The 21,544-nt window shown below is 64.2% G+C and carries 20 protein-coding genes; 13 read left to right on the top strand and 7 right to left on the bottom strand.

Features of this window, described 5'->3' with window-relative positions:
• Window positions 1-23: 23 nt before the first annotated feature.
• The 3 genes from AC1D1J_RS16260 (at window position 24) to AC1D1J_RS16250 (ending at window position 4,655) form a co-directional block, all read left to right on the top strand.
• A complete protein-coding gene (locus AC1D1J_RS16260; RefSeq protein ID WP_477695242.1) occupies window positions 24-2,447 on the top strand; it encodes an efflux RND transporter permease subunit in 2,424 nt (807 codons plus the stop codon).
• On the top strand, window positions 2,444-3,583 hold the full coding sequence (locus AC1D1J_RS16255; protein WP_477695241.1) for an ABC transporter substrate-binding protein: 1,140 nt from the start codon (window positions 2,444-2,446) through the stop codon (window positions 3,581-3,583). The genes AC1D1J_RS16260 and AC1D1J_RS16255 overlap by 4 nt, the downstream gene beginning before the upstream one ends.
• 112 nt (window positions 3,584-3,695) lie before the next feature.
• Window positions 3,696-4,655: an alpha/beta hydrolase gene (locus AC1D1J_RS16250; RefSeq protein WP_477695240.1), complete on the top strand. Its 960-nt coding sequence runs from the start codon at window positions 3,696-3,698 to the stop codon at window positions 4,653-4,655.
• Window positions 4,656-4,667: 12 nt separating this feature from the next.
• On the opposite strand, the gene AC1D1J_RS16245 is transcribed toward AC1D1J_RS16250, so the two are convergent.
• Window positions 4,668-6,839, bottom strand: coding sequence for an acetoacetate--CoA ligase (locus AC1D1J_RS16245; protein ID WP_477695239.1), 2,172 nt, complete (start codon window positions 6,837-6,839; stop codon window positions 4,668-4,670).
• 73 nt (window positions 6,840-6,912) lie between these two features.
• On the opposite strand from AC1D1J_RS16245, the gene AC1D1J_RS16240 reads away from it, so the two are divergent.
• The 5 genes from AC1D1J_RS16240 (at window position 6,913) to AC1D1J_RS16220 (ending at window position 11,040) form a co-directional block, all read left to right on the top strand.
• Entirely contained in the window at window positions 6,913-7,356 is a 444-nt protein-coding gene (locus AC1D1J_RS16240) for a ribonuclease HI family protein (protein WP_477695238.1), read from the top strand.
• A gap of 119 nt (window positions 7,357-7,475) precedes the next feature.
• Window positions 7,476-7,868: a RidA family protein gene (locus AC1D1J_RS16235; protein WP_477695237.1), complete on the top strand. Its 393-nt coding sequence runs from the start codon at window positions 7,476-7,478 to the stop codon at window positions 7,866-7,868.
• Window positions 7,869-7,934: 66 nt separating this feature from the next.
• Window positions 7,935-8,555: a TetR/AcrR family transcriptional regulator gene (locus AC1D1J_RS16230; RefSeq protein WP_477687658.1), complete on the top strand. Its 621-nt coding sequence runs from the start codon at window positions 7,935-7,937 to the stop codon at window positions 8,553-8,555.
• A gap of 226 nt (window positions 8,556-8,781) precedes the next feature.
• Window positions 8,782-9,666, top strand: a complete 885-nt coding sequence (locus tag AC1D1J_RS16225) for an alpha/beta hydrolase (RefSeq protein ID WP_477695236.1) — start codon at window positions 8,782-8,784, stop codon at window positions 9,664-9,666.
• 87 nt (window positions 9,667-9,753) lie between these two features.
• Window positions 9,754-11,040: a solute carrier family 23 protein gene (locus tag AC1D1J_RS16220; protein WP_477695235.1), complete on the top strand. Its 1,287-nt coding sequence runs from the start codon at window positions 9,754-9,756 to the stop codon at window positions 11,038-11,040.
• Between the two features lie 150 nt (window positions 11,041-11,190).
• Here the strand turns inward: AC1D1J_RS16220 and AC1D1J_RS16215 are convergent, their stop codons facing one another.
• The 3 genes from AC1D1J_RS16215 to AC1D1J_RS16205 form a co-directional block, all read right to left on the bottom strand.
• Window positions 11,191-12,342, bottom strand: coding sequence for an ABC transporter substrate-binding protein (locus AC1D1J_RS16215; RefSeq protein ID WP_477695234.1), 1,152 nt, complete (start codon window positions 12,340-12,342; stop codon window positions 11,191-11,193).
• 242 nt (window positions 12,343-12,584) lie between these two features.
• Complete coding sequence (locus AC1D1J_RS16210) at window positions 12,585-12,929, bottom strand: hypothetical protein (RefSeq protein ID WP_477687654.1); 345 nt, start codon at window positions 12,927-12,929, stop codon at window positions 12,585-12,587.
• Between the two features lie 194 nt (window positions 12,930-13,123).
• Entirely contained in the window at window positions 13,124-14,446 is a 1,323-nt protein-coding gene (locus AC1D1J_RS16205) for an AsmA family protein (RefSeq protein ID WP_477695233.1), read from the bottom strand.
• A 195-nt stretch (window positions 14,447-14,641) separates the two neighbouring features.
• Here AC1D1J_RS16205 and AC1D1J_RS16200 point away from each other — a divergent pair, with 195 nt between their 5' ends.
• From AC1D1J_RS16200 to AC1D1J_RS16190, 3 genes are all read left to right on the top strand, one after another.
• Window positions 14,642-15,064, top strand: coding sequence for a hotdog fold thioesterase (locus AC1D1J_RS16200; RefSeq protein ID WP_477667014.1), 423 nt, complete (start codon window positions 14,642-14,644; stop codon window positions 15,062-15,064).
• A gap of 328 nt (window positions 15,065-15,392) precedes the next feature.
• Window positions 15,393-16,505 (top strand): ABC transporter substrate-binding protein, encoded by a 1,113-nt coding sequence (locus AC1D1J_RS16195; protein WP_477687652.1) that lies wholly within the window; start codon window positions 15,393-15,395, stop codon window positions 16,503-16,505.
• A 50-nt stretch (window positions 16,506-16,555) separates the two neighbouring features.
• Window positions 16,556-16,861 carry a hypothetical protein gene (locus AC1D1J_RS16190; protein ID WP_477695232.1) on the top strand — a complete coding sequence of 102 codons (306 nt, stop codon included), beginning with the start codon at window positions 16,556-16,558 and terminating at the stop codon, window positions 16,859-16,861.
• Window positions 16,862-17,066: 205 nt separating this feature from the next.
• On the opposite strand, the gene AC1D1J_RS16185 is transcribed toward AC1D1J_RS16190, so the two are convergent.
• Entirely contained in the window at window positions 17,067-17,636 is a 570-nt protein-coding gene (locus AC1D1J_RS16185) for a cob(I)yrinic acid a,c-diamide adenosyltransferase (RefSeq protein ID WP_477687650.1), read from the bottom strand.
• 177 nt (window positions 17,637-17,813) lie between these two features.
• On the opposite strand from AC1D1J_RS16185, the gene AC1D1J_RS16180 reads away from it, so the two are divergent.
• Both AC1D1J_RS16180 and AC1D1J_RS16175 read left to right on the top strand, forming a co-directional pair.
• Entirely contained in the window at window positions 17,814-18,200 is a 387-nt protein-coding gene (locus AC1D1J_RS16180; protein ID WP_477687649.1) for an EF-hand domain-containing protein, read from the top strand.
• A gap of 144 nt (window positions 18,201-18,344) precedes the next feature.
• Window positions 18,345-19,766, top strand: a complete 1,422-nt coding sequence (locus AC1D1J_RS16175; RefSeq protein WP_477695231.1) for an FAD-binding oxidoreductase — start codon at window positions 18,345-18,347, stop codon at window positions 19,764-19,766.
• Between the two features lie 500 nt (window positions 19,767-20,266).
• Here AC1D1J_RS16175 and AC1D1J_RS16170 read toward each other — a convergent pair whose 3' ends face one another.
• Together AC1D1J_RS16170 and AC1D1J_RS16165 are read right to left on the bottom strand one after the other, a co-directional pair.
• The gene (locus tag AC1D1J_RS16170; protein WP_477687647.1) at window positions 20,267-20,779 is read right to left on the bottom strand and encodes a hypothetical protein; all 513 of its coding nucleotides are present in this window, start codon (window positions 20,777-20,779) and stop codon (window positions 20,267-20,269) included.
• 67 nt (window positions 20,780-20,846) lie between these two features.
• Window positions 20,847-21,539 carry a hypothetical protein gene (locus tag AC1D1J_RS16165; RefSeq protein ID WP_477687646.1) on the bottom strand — a complete coding sequence of 231 codons (693 nt, stop codon included), beginning with the start codon at window positions 21,537-21,539 and terminating at the stop codon, window positions 20,847-20,849.
• Window positions 21,540-21,544 lie beyond the last annotated feature (5 nt).

The raw sequence follows: 21,544 nt of genomic DNA, 5'->3' as shown, positions 1-21,544 counted from the left end.
CGCGCCGCCAACGGCGAAACTTTATGCACGCCGATTCCTCCCCCGCTTCCCCTTCAGATACCCAGCCCGTCGTCGCCCGGCTTGAAGATTTCGACACGCGTTCGGGCACGCTGCTTGAGCGCGCTTTTTTCAATCACAGGCCCTGGGTCATGGCGGTGTGCCTGCTGCTGACCCTGGTACTGGGCTGGCGGGCCACCAAGCTACAGCTCAACGCCAGTTTTGAAAAAACCATACCGACGGGCCATCCCTACATCGTCAACTACCTGACCCACAAAGCCGACCTGGGCGGCCAGGCCAATGCGTTGCGGCTGGTGGTGGAGGCCCGGCAGGGCACGATCTTCGACAAGACCTACCTCGATGCGCTGCAGAAGATCAACGACGAAATCTTTTTGCTGCCCGGCGTAGACCGGCCTTTCATGAAGTCGCTGTGGACATCCAACACCCGTTGGGTGGCCGTGACCGAAGAAGGCCTGGACGGCGGGCCGGTGATCCCCGATGCCTACGATGGCTCACCCGCCAGCCTGGCCGGGCTGCGTGCCAACGTCGAGCGCTCGGGCGAAATCGGCCAGCTGGTAGCGGGCGACTTCAAGTCCAGCATCGTGTTTGTTCCCTTGCTGGACCGCAACCCCGAAACCGGCAAGGCGCTGGACTATGGCGACCTGTCGCGCCAGATCGAAGTCCTGCGCGCCAAGCATGGCAGCGATGCACTGCAGATCCGCGTGACCGGTTTCGCCAAAGTGGCCGGCGACCTGATCGAGGGCCTGCACCAGGTGCTGCTGTTCTTCCTGCTGGCTCTCGCCATCACCAGCGCGGTGCTGTTTGCCTACACCCGCTGCGCCCGCAGCACCGCGCTGGTGGTGGCGTGCTCGCTGGTGGCGGTGGTCTGGCAGTTTGGTCTGCTGGCACTGCTGGGTTACGAGCTCGACCCTTATTCGGTTCTGGTGCCCTTCCTGGTGTTTGCCATCGGCATGAGTCACGGCGCGCAGAAGATGAACGGCATCATGCAGGACATCGGCCGCGGCACAAACCGGGTGGTGGCGGCCCGCTATACCTTCCGGCGCCTCTTCGTCGCGGGCCTGACCGCTCTGCTCTGCGATGCTGTGGGCTTCGCGGTGCTGGTCATCATCCAGATCAAGGTCATCCAGGACCTGGCCCTGATTGCCAGCATCGGTGTGGCGGTTCTGATCTTCACCAACCTCGTGCTGCTGCCCATCCTGTTGTCTTACGTGGGCGTGGCACCCGCGGCGGCGGCGCGCAGCCTGCGCCAGGAAGCATCGCAAGGGGCGCAACGTTCATGGCTGTGGGCCTTGCTGGACCACTTCACACAAAAGCGCTGGGCCACAGCAGCAGTGGTCGTTGCGGCGCTCATGGCCGCAGGCGGCTATGCCATCAGCCTGCATTTGAAAATCGGCGACCTCGACCCCGGCGCCTCCGAACTGCGGCCCAGCTCTCGCTACAACCAGGACAACGCCTACCAGATTTCCCATTACGCCGCGAGTGCCGACATCCTGACCGTGATGGTGACCACGCCTGCGGACAAATGCACGGCCTACGGCACGCTGGCCAAGGTGGACGCCCTGGCCTGGCAGCTTGAGCAATTGCCCGGGGTGGAGTCCACCAACTCGATGGCCGCACTGTCCAAGCTGGCCATGGTGGGCTACAACGAGGGCAACTTCAAGTGGTTTGAGCTGCTCCCCAACGAAGGCGCTTTGGGCGGCGTGCAGACGCGCGCACCGCGCGAACTCTTCAACCAGAGTTGCTCATTCCTCGCGTTGTACGTCTACCTGAAAGACCACAAGGCTGAAACCCTGGCACGCGTGGTGGCTGATGTGGACCGCTTCGCGGCAGTCAACAACACGCAGGACGTCACCTTCAAGCTGGCCGCGGGCAGCGCTGGCATTGATGCGGCAACCAACATCGTGGTGGGCAAGGCCATGCGCGAGATGCTGCTGTGGGTGTATGCGGCGGTGGTGATTCTGTGCTGGATCACCTTTCGCTCCTGGCGCGCCGTGGTGGTGGCGGTGCTGCCGCTGGTGCTGACCTCGATCTTGTGCGAGGCACTGATGGTGGGCCTGGGCATGGGGGTGAAGGTCGCCACGTTGCCGGTGATTGCGCTGGGCGTCGGCATTGGCGTGGACTATGCCCTCTACGTGCTCAGCATCACGCTGGCCCGCATGCGCGAAGGTGCCAGTCTGTCCGAGGCCTACCACCACGCGCTGCAGTTCACCGGCCGCGTGGTGCTGCTCACCGGCATCACGCTGGCGCTAGCCGTTGGCACCTGGGCTTTTTCGCCCATCAAGTTCCAGGCCGACATGGGCATTTTGCTGGCCTTCATGTTTGTGTGGAACATGGTGGGGGCGCTCATCCTGCTGCCCGCGCTCGGGTATTTCCTGCTGCGGCCGGCAGTGGCCCTGCCCACGCCGGTTAATGCACGAGTACCGGTATGAACCCACGTAGCGACACGTTGGCGCGCCGCACGCGCAGGCTTCTTGCGGCGGCAATGCTGCTGGGCGCGGCCGCGGCAGGCCATGCCGCGCCCGAGGCCCTGGTCATCGGCCAGTCTCTGCCGCTCACCGGCGCGGGTTTTCCGGTCGCCAACCGTGTGCTGGCCGGCGCCCGCGCGCATGTGGAGCGCGTCAATGCGTCGGGCGGAATTGCCGGGCGACGCGTTGAACTGGTGACCCTGGATGACGGCGGAGACCCACGGCGCGTGGCGGCCAATCTGCGCACCCTGGTGAGCCAGCACAAGGCGGTGCTGATCGCCAATTGCCTCGGTGAACGAGCCTGCCTTGAGGCTGCCCAGGCCACGCGCGAACTTCGCGTGCCGCTGGTCGGCCCGATGTCGGGCGCGTCGGCTTTGCGTTCTCCCGATGTCCGCCATGTTTTCAGCCTGCGGCCGGATGATGCGCGAGAGGCCGATGCACTGGTGCGCCAGCTGGCATCCATCGGCGTCACCCGGGTGGCGGTGCTGGCCGACGGTTCCGAACCGGCGCGCACCGAGGCGCTGGTGGCAGCCTTGCAACGCGATGGCCGGCAGGTCACGCGCATCATCGCCGACGCGCGGCTGGCGTCCATCGAAGCGGCATTCCGCGACGTGGCCAAGGCCGCGCCGCAGGCCCTGGTCCTCAACCTGGGCAACGAGGTGCTGGATGCGCTGGGGCGGCTTCCGGCCTCAGCCTATGACAGCGTGCCGTCCACCGTCGCCACTTTGTCGACGGCGGGGCTGACGCAGCTGACACGGCTGTTCCGCAACCGGCTGGTGGGCTACACCAGCGTGGTGCCGAATCCCGAGGTGGCCCGCCTGCCCATCGTGCGCGAGCTCGAGCGCGATGCAGACGATTTCATCGGCCCCGAGGCTATGACCTTCGAAGGCCTGGAGTCCTACCTGAATCTGCGTGTCTGCACGGAGGCACTGCGCCGCGCCGGGCCCCGCGCCGACGGGCTGCGCCTCGGCGAGGCGATTGAAAGCCTTGGAGCACTGGACCTGGGCGGCTTCAGGCTCTCGTTCGGCCGGGAGCGGCACCACGCCTCGGACCATGTCGAGATCGGCATGCGCGCCCGTGACGGCAAATTGATCAGATGACACCCCCGAAGCGCCTGCGGCGCCTCCCCCTCAAGGGGGCGCCACCAGCGGCCCGGCAAAGCCGGTTCCGCGCTGGCCCTTGTACTGCAACTGTGAACCATTAAGGACTGCAATGACCACATCTGCCATTCCCACCGCGCTCGAGACGGCTCCCCTGGACCCCGCGCTAGCCGGCTTTCTGGCCCAGGCCGCTGCACAAGGCAACCCGCCGCTGGAAAGCCTGCCCCCTGCCGTCGCTCGACAGGTTTACCGCGAGCTGGCCGACACATTGGGGTTGCCGGCCCCGGCCATCGGGAAGGTGGATGACACCAGCTTTCCCGGTCCGGGCGGCCCCGTGCGCCTGCGCGTGTACAGCCCCGACACCATCGGCCCCTGGCCTGTGCTGCTGTATGCGCATGGCGGTGGTTTTGTAATCGGCGACCTGGAGACCCATGACAAGGTCTGCCGCACGCTGTGCCACCACACCGGCATGCTGGTCGTGGCGGTGGATTACCGGCTGGCGCCGGAGCACCCCTTCCCCGCCGCACCTGACGACGTCGAGGCCGCCTTGCGCTGGGTGCTGGCAAATGCATCCGCGTTGGGCGGCGACGCAAACCGTATCACGATGGCCGGCGACAGCGCCGGCGCACAGCTGGCACTGGTGGCATCACGGCGCGTGAACGCAAAAGCCGTTCGCGCGCTCGGCCTGATCTATCCGGTGGCACAACACCCCAGCCAGCCCAGTGCCTCCTACCCGGAGAACGAAGGCAAATTTCTCAGTATGGGCGTGATGCAGTGGTTTATGGCCAGCTATCTCGGCAAGCAGGCCGGTGCGGACAAGCATCCTGACTTTGCCTTGCTGGACTCAGGGGGCCTGGCGAACCTTCCCGCCATCTGGGTGGCCACCATGGGCCACGACCCGTTGCGTGACGAAGGCCATGCCCTCGCACTGCGCGTGGCCTCGACCGGGGTGGAGGTGGCGCACCGGCACTACCCGGAGGCGATTCATGCCTGTATCCATTTCACTGCCGTATCGCCTGTCGGCCTGCGGGTCATGACGGACCTGGCGCAGTGGTTGCGCGCTCGGGTGTAAAGGCTTCCGGGCTTAATCCCTCAAATCGGGTGCGGCACGTCCGCGCGCGAAGTCCACATACCAGTCCAGGCAACCGGGGTTGGCCATCGCGTCGCGGTTCACCACCTTCTCCAGCGGCTGGCCCAGCAGCAGCTTCTTGATCGGCAATTCCTGCTTCTTGCCCGAGAGCGTGCGCGGAATTTCTGGCACGGCGAAGATGTCGTTAGGCACAAAGCGCGGCGACAGCGCGGTCTTGACGGCCTGGTTCAGGCGCATCTTCATCGCTTCGTCAAGCACATGGCCGGGCCGCAGCACGACAAAGAGCGGCATATAACTTTCACGCCCAAGGTATTCGAGGTCGACCACCATGGAGTCCAATACTTCGGGCAGCGCCTCAATCGCGCTGTAGAGCTCGCTGGTGCCCATGCGCAGGCCGTGGCGATTGATAGTGGCATCGCTGCGGCCATAGATGATGCAGCTGCCCGAGGGCGTAACCTTGAGCCAGTCGCCATGCCGCCACACGCCGGGGTAGGTGTCGAAGTAGCTCGCGAGGTAGCGTTGGTTGTCCTTGTCGCCAACGAAGTAAAGCGGCATGGACGGCAGCGGCTGCGTGCAGACCAGCTCACCGACTTCATCGACGACGGACTCGCCCTTGTCGTTCCAGGCTTCGACGGCGCAGCCGAGGATGCGGCATTGCATCTCGCCGGGGACCACGGGCAGTTCGCGATTGCCGCCTATAAACGCACCGGCGAAATCAGTCCCACCGGAAATATTGCACCACCAGATTGGTGCCCCCACGCTTTTCACTTCGTGTAATACGCTGCCCCCCGAGGGGGCTGGCGGGCCTTGGGACGGCCCGGCGGCCAGCCGCGTCCGGTTTTCCCGATCATGTAGCTTTGCGAATTGCGCTGTACCCCAGCGCTGCGTATCTTCACTCAGCGGCGAGCCCGTGGTGCCTAAAGTTCTGAGCCGGCTCAGGTCTCCGCACTGCGCGAGGTCAATGCCCGCCTTCATACAGTTGGCAAAGAAGGCCGCGCCCGCTCCGAAGAAGGTAGCGCGGGTGTTGGCGACAAAGCGCCACAGCGTGGTCCAGTCGGGCTTGTCCTTGTTCACGCCCGCCGGGTTGCCGTCGTAGATGCAGCAAGTGGTGCCGTTGAGCAGGCTGGCGGCCTGCACGTTCCACATGATCCAGCCAGTGGAGCTGTACCAGTGAAAGCGCTCGGGATTGGCCGGGTCGGCGTAGCTGGGCGCCAGGTCGTTGTGCAGGCGTAGCAACGCGAGCCCCACCAGCGCCACACCGCCGTGGCCGTGGACGATGGGTTTGGGCAGGCCGGTGGTGCCGCTTGAATAGACGATCCACAGTGGGTGGTCAAACGGCAGCCAGAGTGGCTCAAAGGCTGTAGTTTCTGCATCATTTCGTGCTGTGGCGCTTTGCAGACGTGCGCAACCTGCTATTAAATCAATAGCATTTGGATTCCCGGACAGCACCTCGTGAAGAATCATGTGCGTGACGCTGGGCAGCGCGGCGGCCAGCTCGGCCACCACGCTGCGGCGGTCGATGTCCTTTCCGCCGTAGCGCACGCCGTTGCAGGCGATCAACACCTTGGGCTCAATCTGGCGAAAACGGTCCAGCACAGCGGGCGTGCCCATATCGGGCGCGCACACGCTCCACACAGCGCCTATGCTGACCGTCGCGAGGAAGGCGACCATGGTCTCGGGCGTGTTGGGCAAGTAGGCGGCCACGCGGTCGCCGGGCTGCACGCCCTGCGCCTTCAGGTGCAAGGCCAGCGACGCCGACTGCCGCTGCATCTCGGCCCAACCCAGTTCACGCGCTGCTTCGCCGTTTGCCAGGCTGGCTTCGCCGTGGCTGACGATGGCTGGCACGCCCGCCGTTTCGGCCGCGGCCGTGTAGCGGAACACCTGCTGCGCGTAGTTGCCCTGCGCACCGGGAAACCACTCGGCTCCCGGCATGCTGCGCCGGCCCAGCACGGCCGTGTGCGCGGTGGGCGACTGCAGTTCGAAGTAGTCCCAGATGCTTTGCCAGAAGGCGTCGAGGTCGGCGACCGACCAGCGCCACAGCGCGTCATAGTTGTCGAATGACAGGCCGCGTGTAGCCTGCAGCCAGTTTTGGTACTTGCGTATCTGGAACATGAACGCAACCATAAACCAAGTCGCGCAGGCCAGCCGGAGACGGCGGGCGGCCATGGCTTATATTGGCTGAGCCCTGTCATGGGGTAAGCGGCACATGGGGTGTTGCGATCCCGCCTGAAAGCATTTATTGAACAACGAGCCCTGGCTTATTCATTGCGACGGCAGCGCCGTACCCAACCCCGGCCGCATGGGCCTGGGCGCGGTCCTCACGGCGCCCAATGGGAGCTACCACTCGATGTCCGCCCTGGCAGACGGCAGGGGCTGCAACAACGAAGCAGAGCTGCGCGCGTTGATGGCGGCGCTGCAGGAGGCAAAGCAGCGCGGAGCTGACGCGCTGGTCATTCACTGCGACAACAGCGTCGTCGTTGAACAGCTGGCGGGGACCTCCGCGGAACCGTTCTTGCGCCTGGCTTCGCTGTTTGATGAGGTTCGCGCCTTGCTGCGGTCTTTCCCAGCCGCGCGGCTGGTGTGGATACCGCGCCATCGCAACCGCGAGGCCGACGCCCTGGCCAGGGCGGCTGTGGGGCTGATGCCCAAGAGCCCCGCGCCAACAGGCAAACGCCGACGCTAGTGGTTTAATGCGTCCGCGCCTTGTGGCGGTGACGCGTGCTTCGTTCTGCCGCGAAGCAATGGAGTGCTGTTGCGGGTTACAACGACGAAAGCACTCCACCTGCTCTCAGGAACACCGCCATGGCTAAAGAGATTGTTCGCGTCGAACCGCTTTCCACCTGGCTGGAACGATGGAAGGCGCCCACCTCGGTCGTCACGCGCCACGGCGGCACGGTCTATGTGGCCGGCTTGCCGCCGTTCGACCCCGCCACGGGTGAAGTTATCCACGCATCCATCGAACGCCAGACCGAACTGGTGCTGGAGCAAATGAAGCTCTGCCTGGAAACAGCGGGTTCGTCGCTGAACCAGGTGCTGAAATGCAACATCTATTGCACCTCGGTCGAGAAGTTTGCAACGGTCAATGCCATTTACACCCGCTACTTCCCCCAGGATCCACCGGCCCGGATTTTCATCTGCGTGCCGGCATGGCCGGGGCACTTTGACATCGAGATCGATTGCGTCGCCGCCTGTTAGCAAGGACAGAATCCGGGTCATCAGGAGGGTATTGCACTTTCGCACAATCGTGCTAATATTTGCCGCATGGACGCCAAAACCCAGAAAAGCGAAATGACCCGCGCCGCCATCATCGGCGCAGGCATTGACCTGGCTGCGGCGGAAGGTCTGGAGGCCATCACCTTGCAGGCTGTGGCCGACCGCATCGGTATTTCCAAGAGCGGCGTGTTTTCACGCATCGGTTCACGCGAGGCTTTGCAGAAAGCGGTGATTGAAGAGTTCGGCCGCCGCTTTATTGCCGATGTGTTTGTGCCCGCCATGCAGCAGCCCAAGGGTTTGCCGCGGCTGGAGACGATTGTGCAGCGCTGGATTGTGCGCACGCGCGATGTCGAGGCCAAGTCGGGCTGTATTTACACTGCGGGCGCCTTTGAGCTGGACGACCGCGAAGGCGAGTTGCGCGACCTGCTGTTCAGCGAGGTCACCCGCTGGCGCGCCTCGTTGCGGCGCACCGTGCTGCAGGCCATGGAGGCCGGTCAGCTGAAGGCCGACACTGATGCGGAACAGCTGGTCATGGAAATCAGCAGCATTGCCATGGGGATGTTTCATGATGCCCGTTTTCTACGCGATGCACGCGCGGCTGAACGGGCCCAGGCAGCCTGGGAGCGCCTGATCAAGAGCTACCAGACCGAGGCAGTCACCAAAAAATAAGAGACAAACTGGACGGAAAGGGCAGCCATGCCATTTTCGATGTGTTGGCAAGTTTTAATTTCGCACGACTGTGCGGAGAAATGAGGAAATCATGTTGATCCTGATCATTGGCTTTGGCATTTATTTTGGCGTTCGCGCCGTGATAGCGGTGCAGGCTTCACTGCGCACGCTGCCGCGCAGCAACGAAGACTGGATCTGGTACTGAAAACCGCGGAGACGGCAGACCATGACACGCACATCGCTCCAGGCCACTGCGGCCTTCTACAACGCCAGCCCCCTGACACGCATTTTCCGCTGGGGGCTGGGTGCCTCTCAGCAGCTCTGGCCGGCGCTCGCCGTGCGGGCGGCTTACCGCCTGTTCGGCACACCGCTGCCGCCCAAGTGGGTGAGCCGCCGCAGAAAGTGGAGCCCCGACTGGCACATCGAACAATGGCCATTTGAAGATGCCAGCGTGACGATGTACAGCCGCCCCATCGCGCCCGCCGGCCCGGTGGTGCTGCTGGTGCATGGCTGGGGCGGACACGCCGGGCAGATGCTGGCGCTGGCGGAGGTCTTGAGTGCGCAAGGCTTGCGGCCGGTCATCATTGAGATGCCCGCGCACGGGCGCAGCGGCGGCTCGGTCACCAACTTGCCGCAGTTTGCGCGCGTGCTCGAGTACGTGACCGCACGGCTGCAGCAGCAGGGCCATACGCTGCGCGCGGTGGTGGCGCATTCGATGTCTGCGAACGCCGGCGCTTATGCAGCCAGCCGCGGGCTGGCCGCCGGCCGGCTGGTGCTGCTCGCACCGCCAGCCTCGCCGCTGGAATACACGCGGCTGTTCGCCCACGTATTCGGCCTGCGCGAATCCACGCGCGCAGCCATGCAGCGGCGCATCGAGGCGCGCGAAGGCATTTTGATGCCGCAGTTCGAGCCGGCGATGGTTGGCCCGCGCATCGCCCTGCCCACGCTTGTGGTACATGACCGGCAAGACAGCATCAACCGCTTTGCCGACGGCGTGGCTTACAGCGAGGCGATCGCCGGCGCGCGCCTGGTGGCCACCGAAGGACTGGGCCATCGCAAAATCCTCAAGGATGACGAAGTGCTGCGCCAGGTGGCCGCGTTCCTGGCCTGAGAACCTGTTTATCTCCATACGGCACCGCTCTTGTGCGGCGCGCGCATTCCCCCTAGCATTGCCTCACTTTTATAACAAGGAGACATGATGGGAATGCTGGACTGGACAGAAAAAGACAGCGCGGTACTGCAGCAGGGTGGCGTCATAGGCCCCGACGAGCGCCTGCCGTGGCCACAGACCGCGGTGATGGGCGTGCAGCACGTGATCGCGATGTTCGGCGCTACGGTGCTCGCACCCATCCTCATGGGCTTTGACCCCAACATCGCCATCCTGATGAGCGGCATCGGCACACTGATCTTCTTCGTCATCACCGGCGGCAAGGTGCCCAGCTACCTGGGTTCGAGTTTTGCCTTCATCGGCGTGGTGATTGCCGCCACGGCGTATGCCGGCAAGGGGCCGAACGCCAACCTGGGCGTGGCGCTGGGCGGCATCATTGCCTGCGGCGTTTTGTATACGCTGATCGGCTTCATCGTGCAGTCCATCGGCACCGGCTGGATAGAACGTTTCATGCCGCCCGTGGTCACCGGCGCCGTGGTGGCGGTAATCGGCCTGAACCTGGCCAGCATTCCCATCAAGAATATGGCGGCCGGTAATTTCGATTCATGGATGCAGGTGGTGACGTTTGTGAGCGTCGCCCTGGTGGCCGTGATGACGCGCGGCATGGTGCAGCGGCTGCTGATCCTGGTCGGCCTGATCGTGGCGAGCGTGATTTATGCAGTGCTGGCCAACGGCCTGGGCCTGGGCAAGCCGATGGACCTGTCGGGCATTGCCAATGCCGCCTGGGTCGGCCTGCCGGGCTTCACGGCGCCGGTGTTCAGCGCCAATGCCATGCTGCTGATTGCGCCCGTCGCCATCATCCTGGTGGCGGAAAACCTCGGCCACATCAAGGCGGTGACGGCCATGACCGGCAAGAACCTGGACGTCTACATGGGCCGCGCCTTCATCGGCGACGGCGTGGCGACCATCGTCTCGGGCAGCGCGGGTGGCACAGGCGTAACGACCTATGCCGAAAACATCGGCGTGATGGCGGCGACCAAGATCTATTCCACCGCCGTCTTCGTGGTGGCGGCGCTGATCGCCGTGGTGCTGGGCTTCAGCCCCAAGTTCGGCGCGCTGATCCAGGCGATTCCGCTGCCGGTGATGGGCGGCGTGAGCATCGTGGTGTTCGGCCTCATTGCCGTGGCCGGCGCCAAGATCTGGGTGGACAACAAGGTGGACTTTTCAGACAACCGCAATTTGATTGTTGCCGCCATCACGCTGGTGCTGGGCACCGGTGACTTCACGCTGAAGTTCGGCCAGTTCGCGCTGGGCGGTATCGGCACCGCGACCTTCGGCGCCATCCTGCTGTACGCCTTGCTAAGCCGCAAGCCTTGATCATTAATTTGCTATTGATTTAATAGCTGCTTGCGCTCGTCCTGCTTGGGCTGAGAGCCCTTTTAATGCAAAAGCCCCGGTTGACCAATCAACCGGGGCTTTTTGCTGGCAGCTGGCAACAGGCTGTGCCGGCCGGCCCTCAACGGCCCATCAGCCCAGGAAACGTCCACCGGCGCCGAGCACGCCGAGGTCCACAAACTTCGAACCGGCGAACGGCGGCGCGGCGTAGTCGACACTGAAACCGCCGAGGTCGAACTTCTGCAGGCCGGCCAGTGCGGTGCGCAGCTTGGAGCGCGTCAGGTCGCGCCCGGCACGCTCCAGACCCGCGGCCATCACGTGGGTGTTGATGTAACTCTCAAGGCTGCCCAGCGAGAATTCCTGCTGGCCGATGGCGCGCATGGCGGCCTGGTACTCACGCACCACCTCGAGCCTGGCGCGATACGGATCGGGGAACACCATGGTCAGCGCCAGGCCGGAACCGGCCGCGCCCAGCGCCTTGATGCCTTCGCCTGACAGCGTGACACTCAGGCCCGCGATGGGCAGCATGGGCGAAACTTTCTTCAGCGCGGCAATCACGCCGACGGAGGCCGACCCGGCGGTCCCCAGCAGCACGGCGCCGGGCTTGCCCGCGACGACCTGGCTGACGACGTCGTTGAGGTTCTTGCCGTCGATGGCGAGCGCCACCTGCGCCGCGGCCTTCGCGCCCTGCGCCTGGAGTGCGCGATTGACGTCGGCCAGCACTTCCTTGCCGTAGTCGTTGTCCAGATAAACGACCGTAAGGTCCTTCATGCCCATGCTCACAAGCCGCTGCACCAGGCGCTGGGTTTCGTCGGTGAAACTGGCGCGCACGTGGAACACATTGCGCATGCCGGGCTTGCGCAGTGACGAGGCGCCCGAGCGCGGCCCGACGTAAGGCAGGTTGGACTCTTCAATCACCGGCATGATGGCGGCGTTGTTGGGCGTGCCGACGCAGGACATCAGCGCAAAAATGCTGCCGTCGTCGATCATCTTCCTGACGTTGTCGGCGCTGCGCTGCGGCACATAGGCATCGTCCATCATCTGGAAGCGCAGCGTGCGGCCATTCACGCCGCCCTTGGCGTTGATCTCGCCCATGGCGGCATCGACGCCCTGCTTCAACTCGGCGCCCACACCGGCCAGCGGGCCGCTGGTCGCGCCCGTGCTGCCGATGGTGATGACCTTGGCGGTCAGGCCTTCCTGGGCATAGGCGTTGCGAATGAAGGCGGGAGCGGCGGCAAGGGCAGCCATTTGAGGGGCAAACGAAAGGAAGCGGCGGCGAAGCATCGCAAATCTCCAAAAGGTGGGGTAGCCGTGAAGGCCAAAAGACAAGGCCGAGTGACCTTGCGGGGTAAAACCGCCCGCCAACCGGCGCACAGCAGCGCGCCAAAATGGCAAAGCAAATCATTTAAGGTTAAATGATTCTAGGGGTAAACCCTTACCAATTGATGACAGAGCGCAGGCAGCTGTGAAATTGCCGGGGCATGGCCCGGCTTATCGCCGGCCAAGCCGGTTTCGCCGGGGGTTACTTACTTGGCCTGGGGTTGGCCGGTAGCCCTGGCAAGGGCCGCCTTGGTTCTGGCGAGTTCGCGTTCCAGGTCGGCGCGCTCGCCGATTTCCTGTTCCAGGGTTTCATTGACCTGCGCGAGGTCTTCAGCGGATTCCTGGATGCGGGTTTCGAGGGCGTCGGTTTTCTGCAGAGCCTGGGCCACTTCGCCGGCTTGCACATGCGGCGGGAGCTCCTGTTTGAGCACGGTGTTGATCACCAGCAGCTCGGCGGCCGATTGCTCCACCGTGTCTTTCACGGCTTCGTTCTGCCCGAGCGCGCGTTCGAGCGGAGTGGATGCAGGAGCGGCAGATGGCTGCTGGGACATGTCGGTGGGCCTTGGTCGATGGGAAGCAGGATTGCTGCCGCAAGAGGCCTCATGCCGAAGCAAAGGCTTACAAACGGCGAACAGGACGCGCCGACGATTTTACGCGCTTGTGGCGTGCCGGGGTCTGTAAAGACAGTGCCCCACGCCGGGATATCCGCCGTGGCAGGCCCCGCGCGTTCAGCCTGTTTACATGTTCAGCGCGTTTGAGCAGGCTGGGCCGGTTTGGCCGCACGGCGCGGGCCGGAGGCAGGCGCAGAAGGTGCCGGCGTCTCAGGCCCCGGGCTGAAGATCTTGCCCAGGGTGGCGCCAATGCGGGCCCCAATGGCGGTGCCAATGCCCGGCAGCACGGCGGTGCCCACCACCGCACCCGCGACGGCGCCGCCCGATACGGAAAATTTGACGTCGTCGAGCGGGCCGCTGACTTTCAACGGGATGCCCACAATGCCGTCCACCAGGTCGACGGCAAACTCGCCCGCAATCTGCCGGTTGGCAATTTTGGCGTCACCCGAAGCGGTGAGCGCACCGGAGCTGGCCTTCACGCCGGTGTAGGTCACCACCATGCCTTCAGGCGTGTTCTGCGTGTCGAGCTGGCCCGTGATGGTGTCCAGCGGTGTCTGGCCGGCGTGTTCCTTGCCGGCCGTGCGCACGGCCTTTTCCAGGTCAAAGCGCAGCAGCGTGGACTTGCCCACGGTAAACGGCGTCTTGGTGTGCAGCGATTGCGCCAGTTCGGCCACCGTGTCGCCATTGGCCGAGAGTGTGGTTTCACCCGACGCTTTGCCTGCGACGACAGACCGGCGATTGAAAGCAGCCAATGCGCTTTCAACTTCGATATCGCGGGGCTGCAGGGTGCCTTCGAGATGCATGCGCCCGTTGGCGCGAAACTCGAGCCGGACTTCCCCATTGGCCGTGCCGCCGCCCACGCGTATGCGTGTCTCCCAGCGGTCCTCCTGGCCCTGGCGTGCCAGGCTCAGCTGGGTGGCAGGCTCGACATTGGGACGCCTCAGCGCGGCCTTGCGCGGACGCCAGCCGGGGTCAAAATCAACCTCGCCGTCATACACCACAGAGATGCCGCGGCGCGAGATCCAGGTCACGTCGCGAAACACAAAGCGCGCCAGCGGCAGTTCATCGCCGGCCATCTCGTCTTTTTTTTCACGCTGTTTCCCCAATCCGCGCAGCGACAGCTGGGGCACCACGGCGCCTTCCAGGTCGGCACGGTCAATTTTCACGCGGCGTTGCCACAGGGCGAAGAGGTCCGGGTAGACGGTGAGTTTTTTAATCAGGATCGGCTGGGGCTGCTCCGTACTGGCCTCTTCAATCACCACCGCCGGCGAAGGCAGCAAACGCCAGTGCAATGCACCGACACGGACCTTGACGCCCAATTGCGCCTCAAGCTCGGTGGCAGCACGCTGCGCGAGTTCCTCGTCACTCGGCAACAGCCGGAGTGCGGCGAACCACAGCAAGCCGAGGGCCAGTGCGACACCCAGCAGCCCTGCCAGCCATTTGTTCGAACGTGTCATCGGCCCGATGGAGCCGGGCAGCCCCGGTTCCGGTAATCCAGGTTCATGTAGTCCGTGCAGTCCGTGTGCGTGTGGTCCGTGTGTCTCATACGGCCAGCTTAAGCCGGGCCACCGCTGCAGCCTACGCGACAAGGTGCCCAAGCGCTGTAGGCCGCAACCTTATAGTGAGGGGGTATCAGCCCTGTGAGAACCTTCATGCGCATCTGGAAACAGCCCATCTCCGTCGAACTGCTCACGCACCACAACGCCGACAGTGCGGTCACCCATCTGGGCATCGAATTCCTGGAGGTGGGTGACGACTTCATCCGTGCCCGCGTGCCGGTGGACCGCCGCACGGTGCAACCCTATGGCTTGCTGCATGGCGGCGTATCGGTGGTGCTGGCGGAGACCCTGGGCTCTTGCGGCGCGGCCTATGCGGCACCCGAAGGGCACCGCGCTGTCGGGCTGGACATCAATGCCAATCACCTCAAGGGCGTCACCAGCGGCTGGGTCACCGGCACCACGCGACCCGTGCACATAGGACGCAGCACGCAGGTGTGGCAGATCGAGCTCACCAATGACGCGGGCGAACTGACCTGTGTCTCGCGCATCACGATGGCGATGCTGCGGCCAGGGTAAGGCGATTCGAAGGGTGATAGGTGTAATGGCGCACCCAACCTTGATGGCTACGCGCAAGCAGCATATTTACAAATAGCAACAATTTTCCCGCGCCAGATATCCACCCTGCACTTTGCCTGGCCAGGCGCACATTCACGGCCACGGTTATCGGTGTTTTCAGGGGCTGTGATGAGGCCTTCCCTCCGAAAGCCGCGCCAGAGGCCAAATCTGCTCATAACGACAGGGTTCAGCTCCATATTTTTTTCGTCTCAAGAGATGGTTTGAATCGTATTTGATCTTATAGATGTGCATTTGTATCGTTCGCCGACAAGAAGACGAAAGGTAACAAATGGACACAAAAACTGTAAGTCGATGGGCCACAGCGCTGCTGGCAGCCGTCCTGTGCGGCGCGGGACACGCACAGATTTTGATCGGCCAGACAGCCGGTTTCACGGGTCCTGTGGCCGCGGGCGTCAAGGAAAACACCGAAGGCGCGCGCCTGTGGCTGGATGCGGTGAACGCCCGGGGCGGGATTGCAGGCCGGCAACTGGAGCTGGTGTCACTGGACGACAAGTTCGACCCCAAGCTCGCCGGCGAGAACGCGCAAAAGCTGGCCGAGCGCGGCGCCGTCGCCTTGTTCCTGACGCGCGGCACGCCCCCCACCGAAGCCGTGTTGCCCGTACTGTTAGCCAACCACATGCCGCTGGTCGGCCCCTCCACGGGCGCGATGATCCTGCACCAGCCGGTCAACCGCTATGTCTTCAATGTGCGCGCAACCTACCAGCGCGAGGCCGAGAAGGCCATCGAGCACCTGCACACGCTGGGCATCCAGCGTATCGCTGTGGTGCATGCGGACGACTCCTTTGGCCGTGACGGGCTGGAGGGGGCCAACAAGGGCTTTACGCAGGCGAAGCTGAAGCCCACCAATATCCTGAAAGCGGACCGCAGCAAGCCCGACTACAACCAGCTTGTTCCACCCATTCTGGCAAGCGATGCACAAGCCGTGCTCTGGATCGGCTCGAGCAACGCCGTGGCGGATGGGGTGCGGGCCCTGCGCGCCACCAAGTCGTCCGTGCGCGTGGTCACCTTGTCCAACAATGCATCGACGGGCTTCATCAAGGCGCTGGGGGAGTATTCACGCGGCGTCATCGTCACGCAGGTCTACCCGGCGGAACGCTCCTATGCCTACACGATGGTGCAGGAAGCCAACGACCTGGCCAAAGCCAAGGGGATAGCGCTGTCGCCGGCCATGCTGGAAGGCTATGCCGCTGCCAAGGTGCTGGTGGAGGGCCTGCGGCGCGCGGGCAAAAACCCCACGCGGGAGACGCTGCAGGCGGCCCTGGAAGGCATGAAACGCTTCGACCTGGGCGGGCTGGAAGTGAGCTTCAGCCCCGACGACCACACGGGCCTGGACTTCGCGGACCTCTCCATCGTGAGCCTCGAAGGCCGCTTTGTGCGTTGACATGCGCTGAGGTTCAGCTGCATCAAGGCCCTCCACATGAGAAGACTGCCATGGCATGGATGAAGTCGCTGCACAGCCGGCCGCATGAAAGTGCGCTGGAGCCATCGACGCTGGATCTGGACCAGCTGCGCCATCAGCTCCACGATGCGCTGCAGCGATGCGAGGGGCCCATGTGCGAACGCATGCACTGGCGCATTGACGAGGCGCACACCGCACAGCACCTTTGGCAGCTGCGGGGAGAGATCTTCCAGCTGGTCGCCCGCCAGTTCTATCAGGAGGAGGCAGCGCGGCGCATCAATGCGCTGCTGCCTGCCTTCTCCGGCTGGCTACCGGCGCACATGCTGACGCGGGTCTAGAAGCGCCATTTTTTTGGCCCGAACCCGACGGCAACTTGAGGTCAAGGTGTTTTAGTGCCGCAACACTTGATGATCGCGCGCAATTCGCTATCTTATTGATAGCAAAACCACCGGCTCCAACCGCACCGGAACGGGACCTGTTACAGACAACGGCTGGCCGGTATGGCTGCAGTTCATGCGGAGAACACCGCGCAGGCCGTTGTTGTTATTTCGTACCGGCGGCCTGTGCCATGCGTTCGCTCTTCCAGTACACGTCGTCACCGCCGTTCATGCGGTTGAGTACGCGCGACAAAACGAAGAGCAGATCGCTCAGGCGGTTAAGGTAGTGGCGCGGCGATTCCTTGACCGGTTCGGCCGCACCCAGCGCGACCACCGATCGTTCGGCACGGCGCGCCACCGTGCGGCACACATGCGCAAGCGACGCGGCACGCGAGCCCGCCGGCAAGATAAATTCCGCCAGGCGCGGCAGCTTTGCATTGTGTTCGGCCAGCGCTTCATCAAGCAGCGCTACGGCTTCGGGCTTGAGCAGCTCAAAGCCGGGAATGGAGAGTTCACCGCCCAGGTTGAAGAGCTGGTGCTGCACCTCCACCAGTAATTCGCGCACGCCCGGGGGCAGCTCTTCGCACAACAACACACCAATGTGCGAGTTCAATTCATCGACATCGCCCATGGCATGCACACGCAGGCTGTCCTTGGACACACGCGTGTTGTCGCCCAGGCCGGTGGTGCCGTTATCGCCGGTGCGCGTTGCGATCTGTGAGAGTCTATTGGCCATGGTGTGAAGGCGCGATGAAGCGCGGTGAAAGTGCATGAAGCCCGGCGTTACGCCGGGCAAGAAAATGTGTCGTCGTACACCATCATGTGAGTGAGGAAACACCCTGCAAAACTGCTGGCCGCAACGGGCAGGCTGGGTTGCAATGGCTGCTTGTCCACTCTTTGAAAGACTCTTCGCATGACCATGCACACGACAGCAACACAGCATCCAAAACATTCTATTCCCGGCTTCGAGTTGCGCAGCGTGCTTTTGGTGGCGGCACTGGCTATGGGCACTGCTGGCGCCGTGCGGGCCCAAACCGCTCCGCCCTCACCTGCAAGCCCCACCAGCCCGCCTTCCCAGATGGCGCCTTCCGGCACACCGGGCGCCGTACCGCAAAACCGCACCACCGGCAAGGACGTCGAGGCGGCTTTCGGCCGTGCGGATACCAACAAGGACGGCAAGCTTGATCGCCAGGAAGCAGAGCACCTGCCGGCCGTGGCACAGCGTTTCGAGCAGATCGATACCAACCACGACACCTTTATCTCGCTGGCCGAGCTCACCAAGGCGGCCACCGGCTCCTGACAGTCTCTGATGGCCCCTTGAGGGGGCGGCCTGCTTTGTCTCCCCCGCTTCATGCGGGCGCTCCAGCGGTGATGGCTGGGCCTCCGGCCTCGTTGGCGCAAACGGCGCGCACGTCGTAAACTGTGCCACCGACCCGGAGACACCATGAACGCCCCCCTGCCCACGCACCTGCTTCCCGAAATCTGCCAGCGCGAAACCCCTGCCGCACTGATCGACGCGCTGAAAGCCCGCTTTGCCGAGCGTTGCTCCACCGCCCTGGTGGTGCGCGAGCAGCACGGCCGCGACGAATCCTCCTTCGCGGCGCCGCCGCCGTCGGCCGTGGTGTTTGCCGAAAGCACGCAGGACGTGGCCGATGCGGTCAAGCTCGCCGCCCAGTTCAATGTGCCCGTGATCCCCTTTGGTGTGGGCACGTCGCTTGAAGGCCACCTGCTGGCCGTGCAGGGCGGCATCAGCATCGACGTGAGCCGCATGAACAAGGTGCTGTCCATCAATGCCGAAGATCTCACGGTCACGGTACAGGCCGGCGTCACGCGCAAGCAGCTCAATGAAGAGGTCAAGAGCACCGGCCTCTTCTTCCCCATCGACCCGGGCGCCGATGCGACCCTGGGCGGCATGAGCGCCACGCGCGCCAGCGGCACGAATGCGGTGCGCTACGGCACCATGCGCGAGAACGTGCTGGCACTGGAAGTCGTCACCGCAGACGGCAGCGTCATCCGCACCGGCACGCGCGCCAAGAAATCATCGGCGGGCTACGACCTCACGCGCCTGATGGTGGGCAGCGAAGGCACGCTGGGCGTGATCACCGAAGTCACCGTCAGGCTGTACCCCCTGCCTGAAGCCATCTCCGCTGCGGTGTGCTCCTTTCCGAGCATCGAAGCTGCCGTGCGCACCACCATCGAGATCATCCAGCTGGGGGTTCCGATTGCGCGCGTCGAGCTGATCGACCACAACACGGTGCGCATGGTCAATGCGCACTCCAAGCTCACGCTGCGCGAAGAGCCCATGCTGCTGATGGAGTTTCACGGCTCACCTGCCAGCGTGAAAGAGCAGGCCGAGCTGGTGCAGGAGCTCGCCAGCGGCCACGGCGGCAACGCGTTTGAATGGGCCAGCACGCCGGAAGAGCGCACGCGCCTCTGGACCGCCCGTCACAACGCCTACTTCGCGGCCATCCAGTCGCGGCCCGGCTGCCGCGCGATTTCCACCGATACCTGCGTGCCGATTTCCCGCCTGGCCGACTGCCTGCTGGAGTCCGTGGCCGAAGTCGATGCCAGCGGCATTCCCTACTTCCTCGTCGGCCATGTCGGCGACGGCAACTTCCACTTCGGCTATTTGATCGACCCGACGATTCCGAAGGAGCGCGAAGTGGCCGAAGCGCTGAACCACAAGCTGGTGACCCGCGCGCTGGCGCTCGAAGGCACCTGCACCGGCGAGCACGGCGTGGGCCTGCACAAGATGGACTTTCTGGTAACCGAAGCCGGTGACGGCGCAGTCAACATGATGCGCACCATCAAGCGCGCGCTCGACCCGAAGAACATCATGAACCCGGGCAAGATTTTCTCGATGTGAAGCGAACTCTACCGCGCGTTTGCAGTGGATGTGAAAGTCCGCTGAAAACGGGCTGTTGATCCAAGACCCTCTTCACCAGTTCGAGCCGTGCGATCTATAACCACCCCCGTCCGGGCTCACTTCGTGTAGCCCGTTCCCCCCTCGAGGGGGCGGCGCCTTGGGCCGACAAAGCCGGACCCTCGGCCCCCACTGGTGAAATACCTTCATCACTGGTCGTACCCACCGAATTCTTCAAGCCAGCAGGTGCCGCGGAACCGGCTTTGCCGGGCCGCAGGCACCGTCCCCTGCAAGGGGAAAAGGGCTACACGCAGTGAGCCCGATAGGGGTGTGTCAGTTTTCGGCTTTGCCGGGCCGCAGGCGGGCGGCCCCCGAGGGGCTGGAGCCCGCGGCTCCAAGCCTGCCTGCGCAGGCTTGGACGGGCGACAGAGGCGAAGCGTCTCGCGAGCCGCGGCCTGCAAGGCCTCGGGAGCTACACGAAGTGAGCGACCGTGGGGGCTCAATTATTTCTGGATGTCGCTCATCTTGCAGCCCTTGGCGAGGAACATGCCGGTGAGATGTTCCTTGCGGCCCTGCGCCTGCTGGCTCTGCAGGGCAATGGCCTGTTGCTGCGCGGTTGCGGCCTGCTGCTGGGCGACGCCGTTATTGGCAGCCTGTTGGGCCGAATTGCCCGCCAGCTGCTGCACGATGCCGCCAAACATCCCGCCCAGGCCGCCGCCGAATCCGCCAAAGCCGCCGGCATTTTGCGCTGCCGCATTGGCCGCTGCGGTGGCCAGCGCAGTTTGCACCACCGCTCCGGCGACCTGACCACCTGCATCTGCGGGGGCCGCGGTGGCCGGCGCCGCGGTGTACTGGGCGGCGCGCGTGACCACGCTGTCCATCTGTCCGATCTCACCGTAAATCTGCTGGCACGTAAGGTCGTTGTCCGTCATCTTTACGCGCTCGATGGTTTGCGCAGATGCGGCGGCAGCCACCAGGGAAAGCGCCAGCGCGGCGGCAAGGGAGTGTTGTTTCATGACCGGTCCTGCAATGGGTAAGGTTGATGGAGGTTAGGGAAAAACGCGGGTTAAAAAAATTTCGAGGCTACTTCTGCATTTCCGAGAGCTTGCAGCCTCTGGACAGGAACAAACCAGTCAAGTGGTCTTTGCGCGCCCTGGCCTGGGCCCCCAGACCAGCACCAGCCGCCTGAACTGGCGCCGGTACGGTGGCGGGTGCGGCAGCTGCGGCACCGGTGCGCGCCAGCAAGGAGCCCAACATCCCTGTGCCCAGCGCACCGGCCAGGCCGCTGGGCTGCGCGGGCGATGGTGCAGCGGAATTGCGCCCGTTTTGCTGGGCCGCCGCCATGTTGTTGGCGATTTGTTGCTGGTACTGGGCCGAAAGCCCCTGCTGCGTGGCCAGCGCGGCGGTCGGCGCATGCATTTGCGCCAGCGTGAGCGCGCCACCGGGCACGACGGCAACGGGCGTGGCAGTGGCCGCGGGCGCTGCGCTGACAACCGGCAGGCCCGGGCCCGCCAGGGCCATGGTGGTGTCCATCTGCTGCGCCTCGGCGTACATCTGCTGGCAGCTGAGGTCGTTGTCCGTGAGCTTGACGCGCTCAATGGTTTGCTGCGCCTTTGCGGCCTGAGACGCCAGGGCCATCACCACGGCAAGGGTGGCGCAGGCGCCAAGGCCGGCAAACCCTTCTCGCCAGCCTGGCTTGATCCAGTCCGTTGTGGCGGGGAAGGTGGAGACGCCGACCCCGGCAAGGTGAGCGCTGCGGAAAGAACGATTCGCCAAGTAAT

The organism is Polaromonas sp. P1_F8, from assembly GCF_056405635.1.
Note: the sequence above shows the minus strand (reverse complement) of the source record. Positions and strands in the feature narration are given on the sequence as shown.

What these genes read in the sequence shown, in the direction of transcription:
- AC1D1J_RS16260 (WP_477695242.1), top strand. Translation starts at nt 24, where the DNA reads ATGCACGCCGATTCCTCCCCCGCTTCCCCTTCAGATACCCAGCCCGTC.
- AC1D1J_RS16255 (WP_477695241.1), top strand. Translation starts at nt 2,444, where the DNA reads ATGAACCCACGTAGCGACACGTTGGCGCGCCGCACGCGCAGGCTTCTT.
- AC1D1J_RS16250 (WP_477695240.1), top strand. Translation starts at nt 3,696, where the DNA reads ATGACCACATCTGCCATTCCCACCGCGCTCGAGACGGCTCCCCTGGAC.
- AC1D1J_RS16245 (WP_477695239.1), bottom strand. Translation starts at nt 6,839, where the DNA reads ATGGCCGCCCGCCGTCTCCGGCTGGCCTGCGCGACTTGGTTTATGGTT.
- AC1D1J_RS16235 (WP_477695237.1), top strand. Translation starts at nt 7,476, where the DNA reads ATGGCTAAAGAGATTGTTCGCGTCGAACCGCTTTCCACCTGGCTGGAA.
- AC1D1J_RS16230 (WP_477687658.1), top strand. Translation starts at nt 7,935, where the DNA reads ATGGACGCCAAAACCCAGAAAAGCGAAATGACCCGCGCCGCCATCATC.
- AC1D1J_RS16225 (WP_477695236.1), top strand. Translation starts at nt 8,782, where the DNA reads ATGACACGCACATCGCTCCAGGCCACTGCGGCCTTCTACAACGCCAGC.
- AC1D1J_RS16220 (WP_477695235.1), top strand. Translation starts at nt 9,754, where the DNA reads ATGGGAATGCTGGACTGGACAGAAAAAGACAGCGCGGTACTGCAGCAG.
- AC1D1J_RS16215 (WP_477695234.1), bottom strand. Translation starts at nt 12,342, where the DNA reads ATGCTTCGCCGCCGCTTCCTTTCGTTTGCCCCTCAAATGGCTGCCCTT.
- AC1D1J_RS16210 (WP_477687654.1), bottom strand. Translation starts at nt 12,929, where the DNA reads ATGTCCCAGCAGCCATCTGCCGCTCCTGCATCCACTCCGCTCGAACGC.
- AC1D1J_RS16205 (WP_477695233.1), bottom strand. Translation starts at nt 14,446, where the DNA reads ATGACACGTTCGAACAAATGGCTGGCAGGGCTGCTGGGTGTCGCACTG.
- AC1D1J_RS16200 (WP_477667014.1), top strand. Translation starts at nt 14,642, where the DNA reads ATGCGCATCTGGAAACAGCCCATCTCCGTCGAACTGCTCACGCACCAC.
- AC1D1J_RS16195 (WP_477687652.1), top strand. Translation starts at nt 15,393, where the DNA reads ATGGACACAAAAACTGTAAGTCGATGGGCCACAGCGCTGCTGGCAGCC.
- AC1D1J_RS16190 (WP_477695232.1), top strand. Translation starts at nt 16,556, where the DNA reads ATGGCATGGATGAAGTCGCTGCACAGCCGGCCGCATGAAAGTGCGCTG.
- AC1D1J_RS16185 (WP_477687650.1), bottom strand. Translation starts at nt 17,636, where the DNA reads ATGGCCAATAGACTCTCACAGATCGCAACGCGCACCGGCGATAACGGC.
- AC1D1J_RS16180 (WP_477687649.1), top strand. Translation starts at nt 17,814, where the DNA reads ATGACCATGCACACGACAGCAACACAGCATCCAAAACATTCTATTCCC.
- AC1D1J_RS16175 (WP_477695231.1), top strand. Translation starts at nt 18,345, where the DNA reads ATGAACGCCCCCCTGCCCACGCACCTGCTTCCCGAAATCTGCCAGCGC.
- AC1D1J_RS16170 (WP_477687647.1), bottom strand. Translation starts at nt 20,779, where the DNA reads ATGAAACAACACTCCCTTGCCGCCGCGCTGGCGCTTTCCCTGGTGGCT.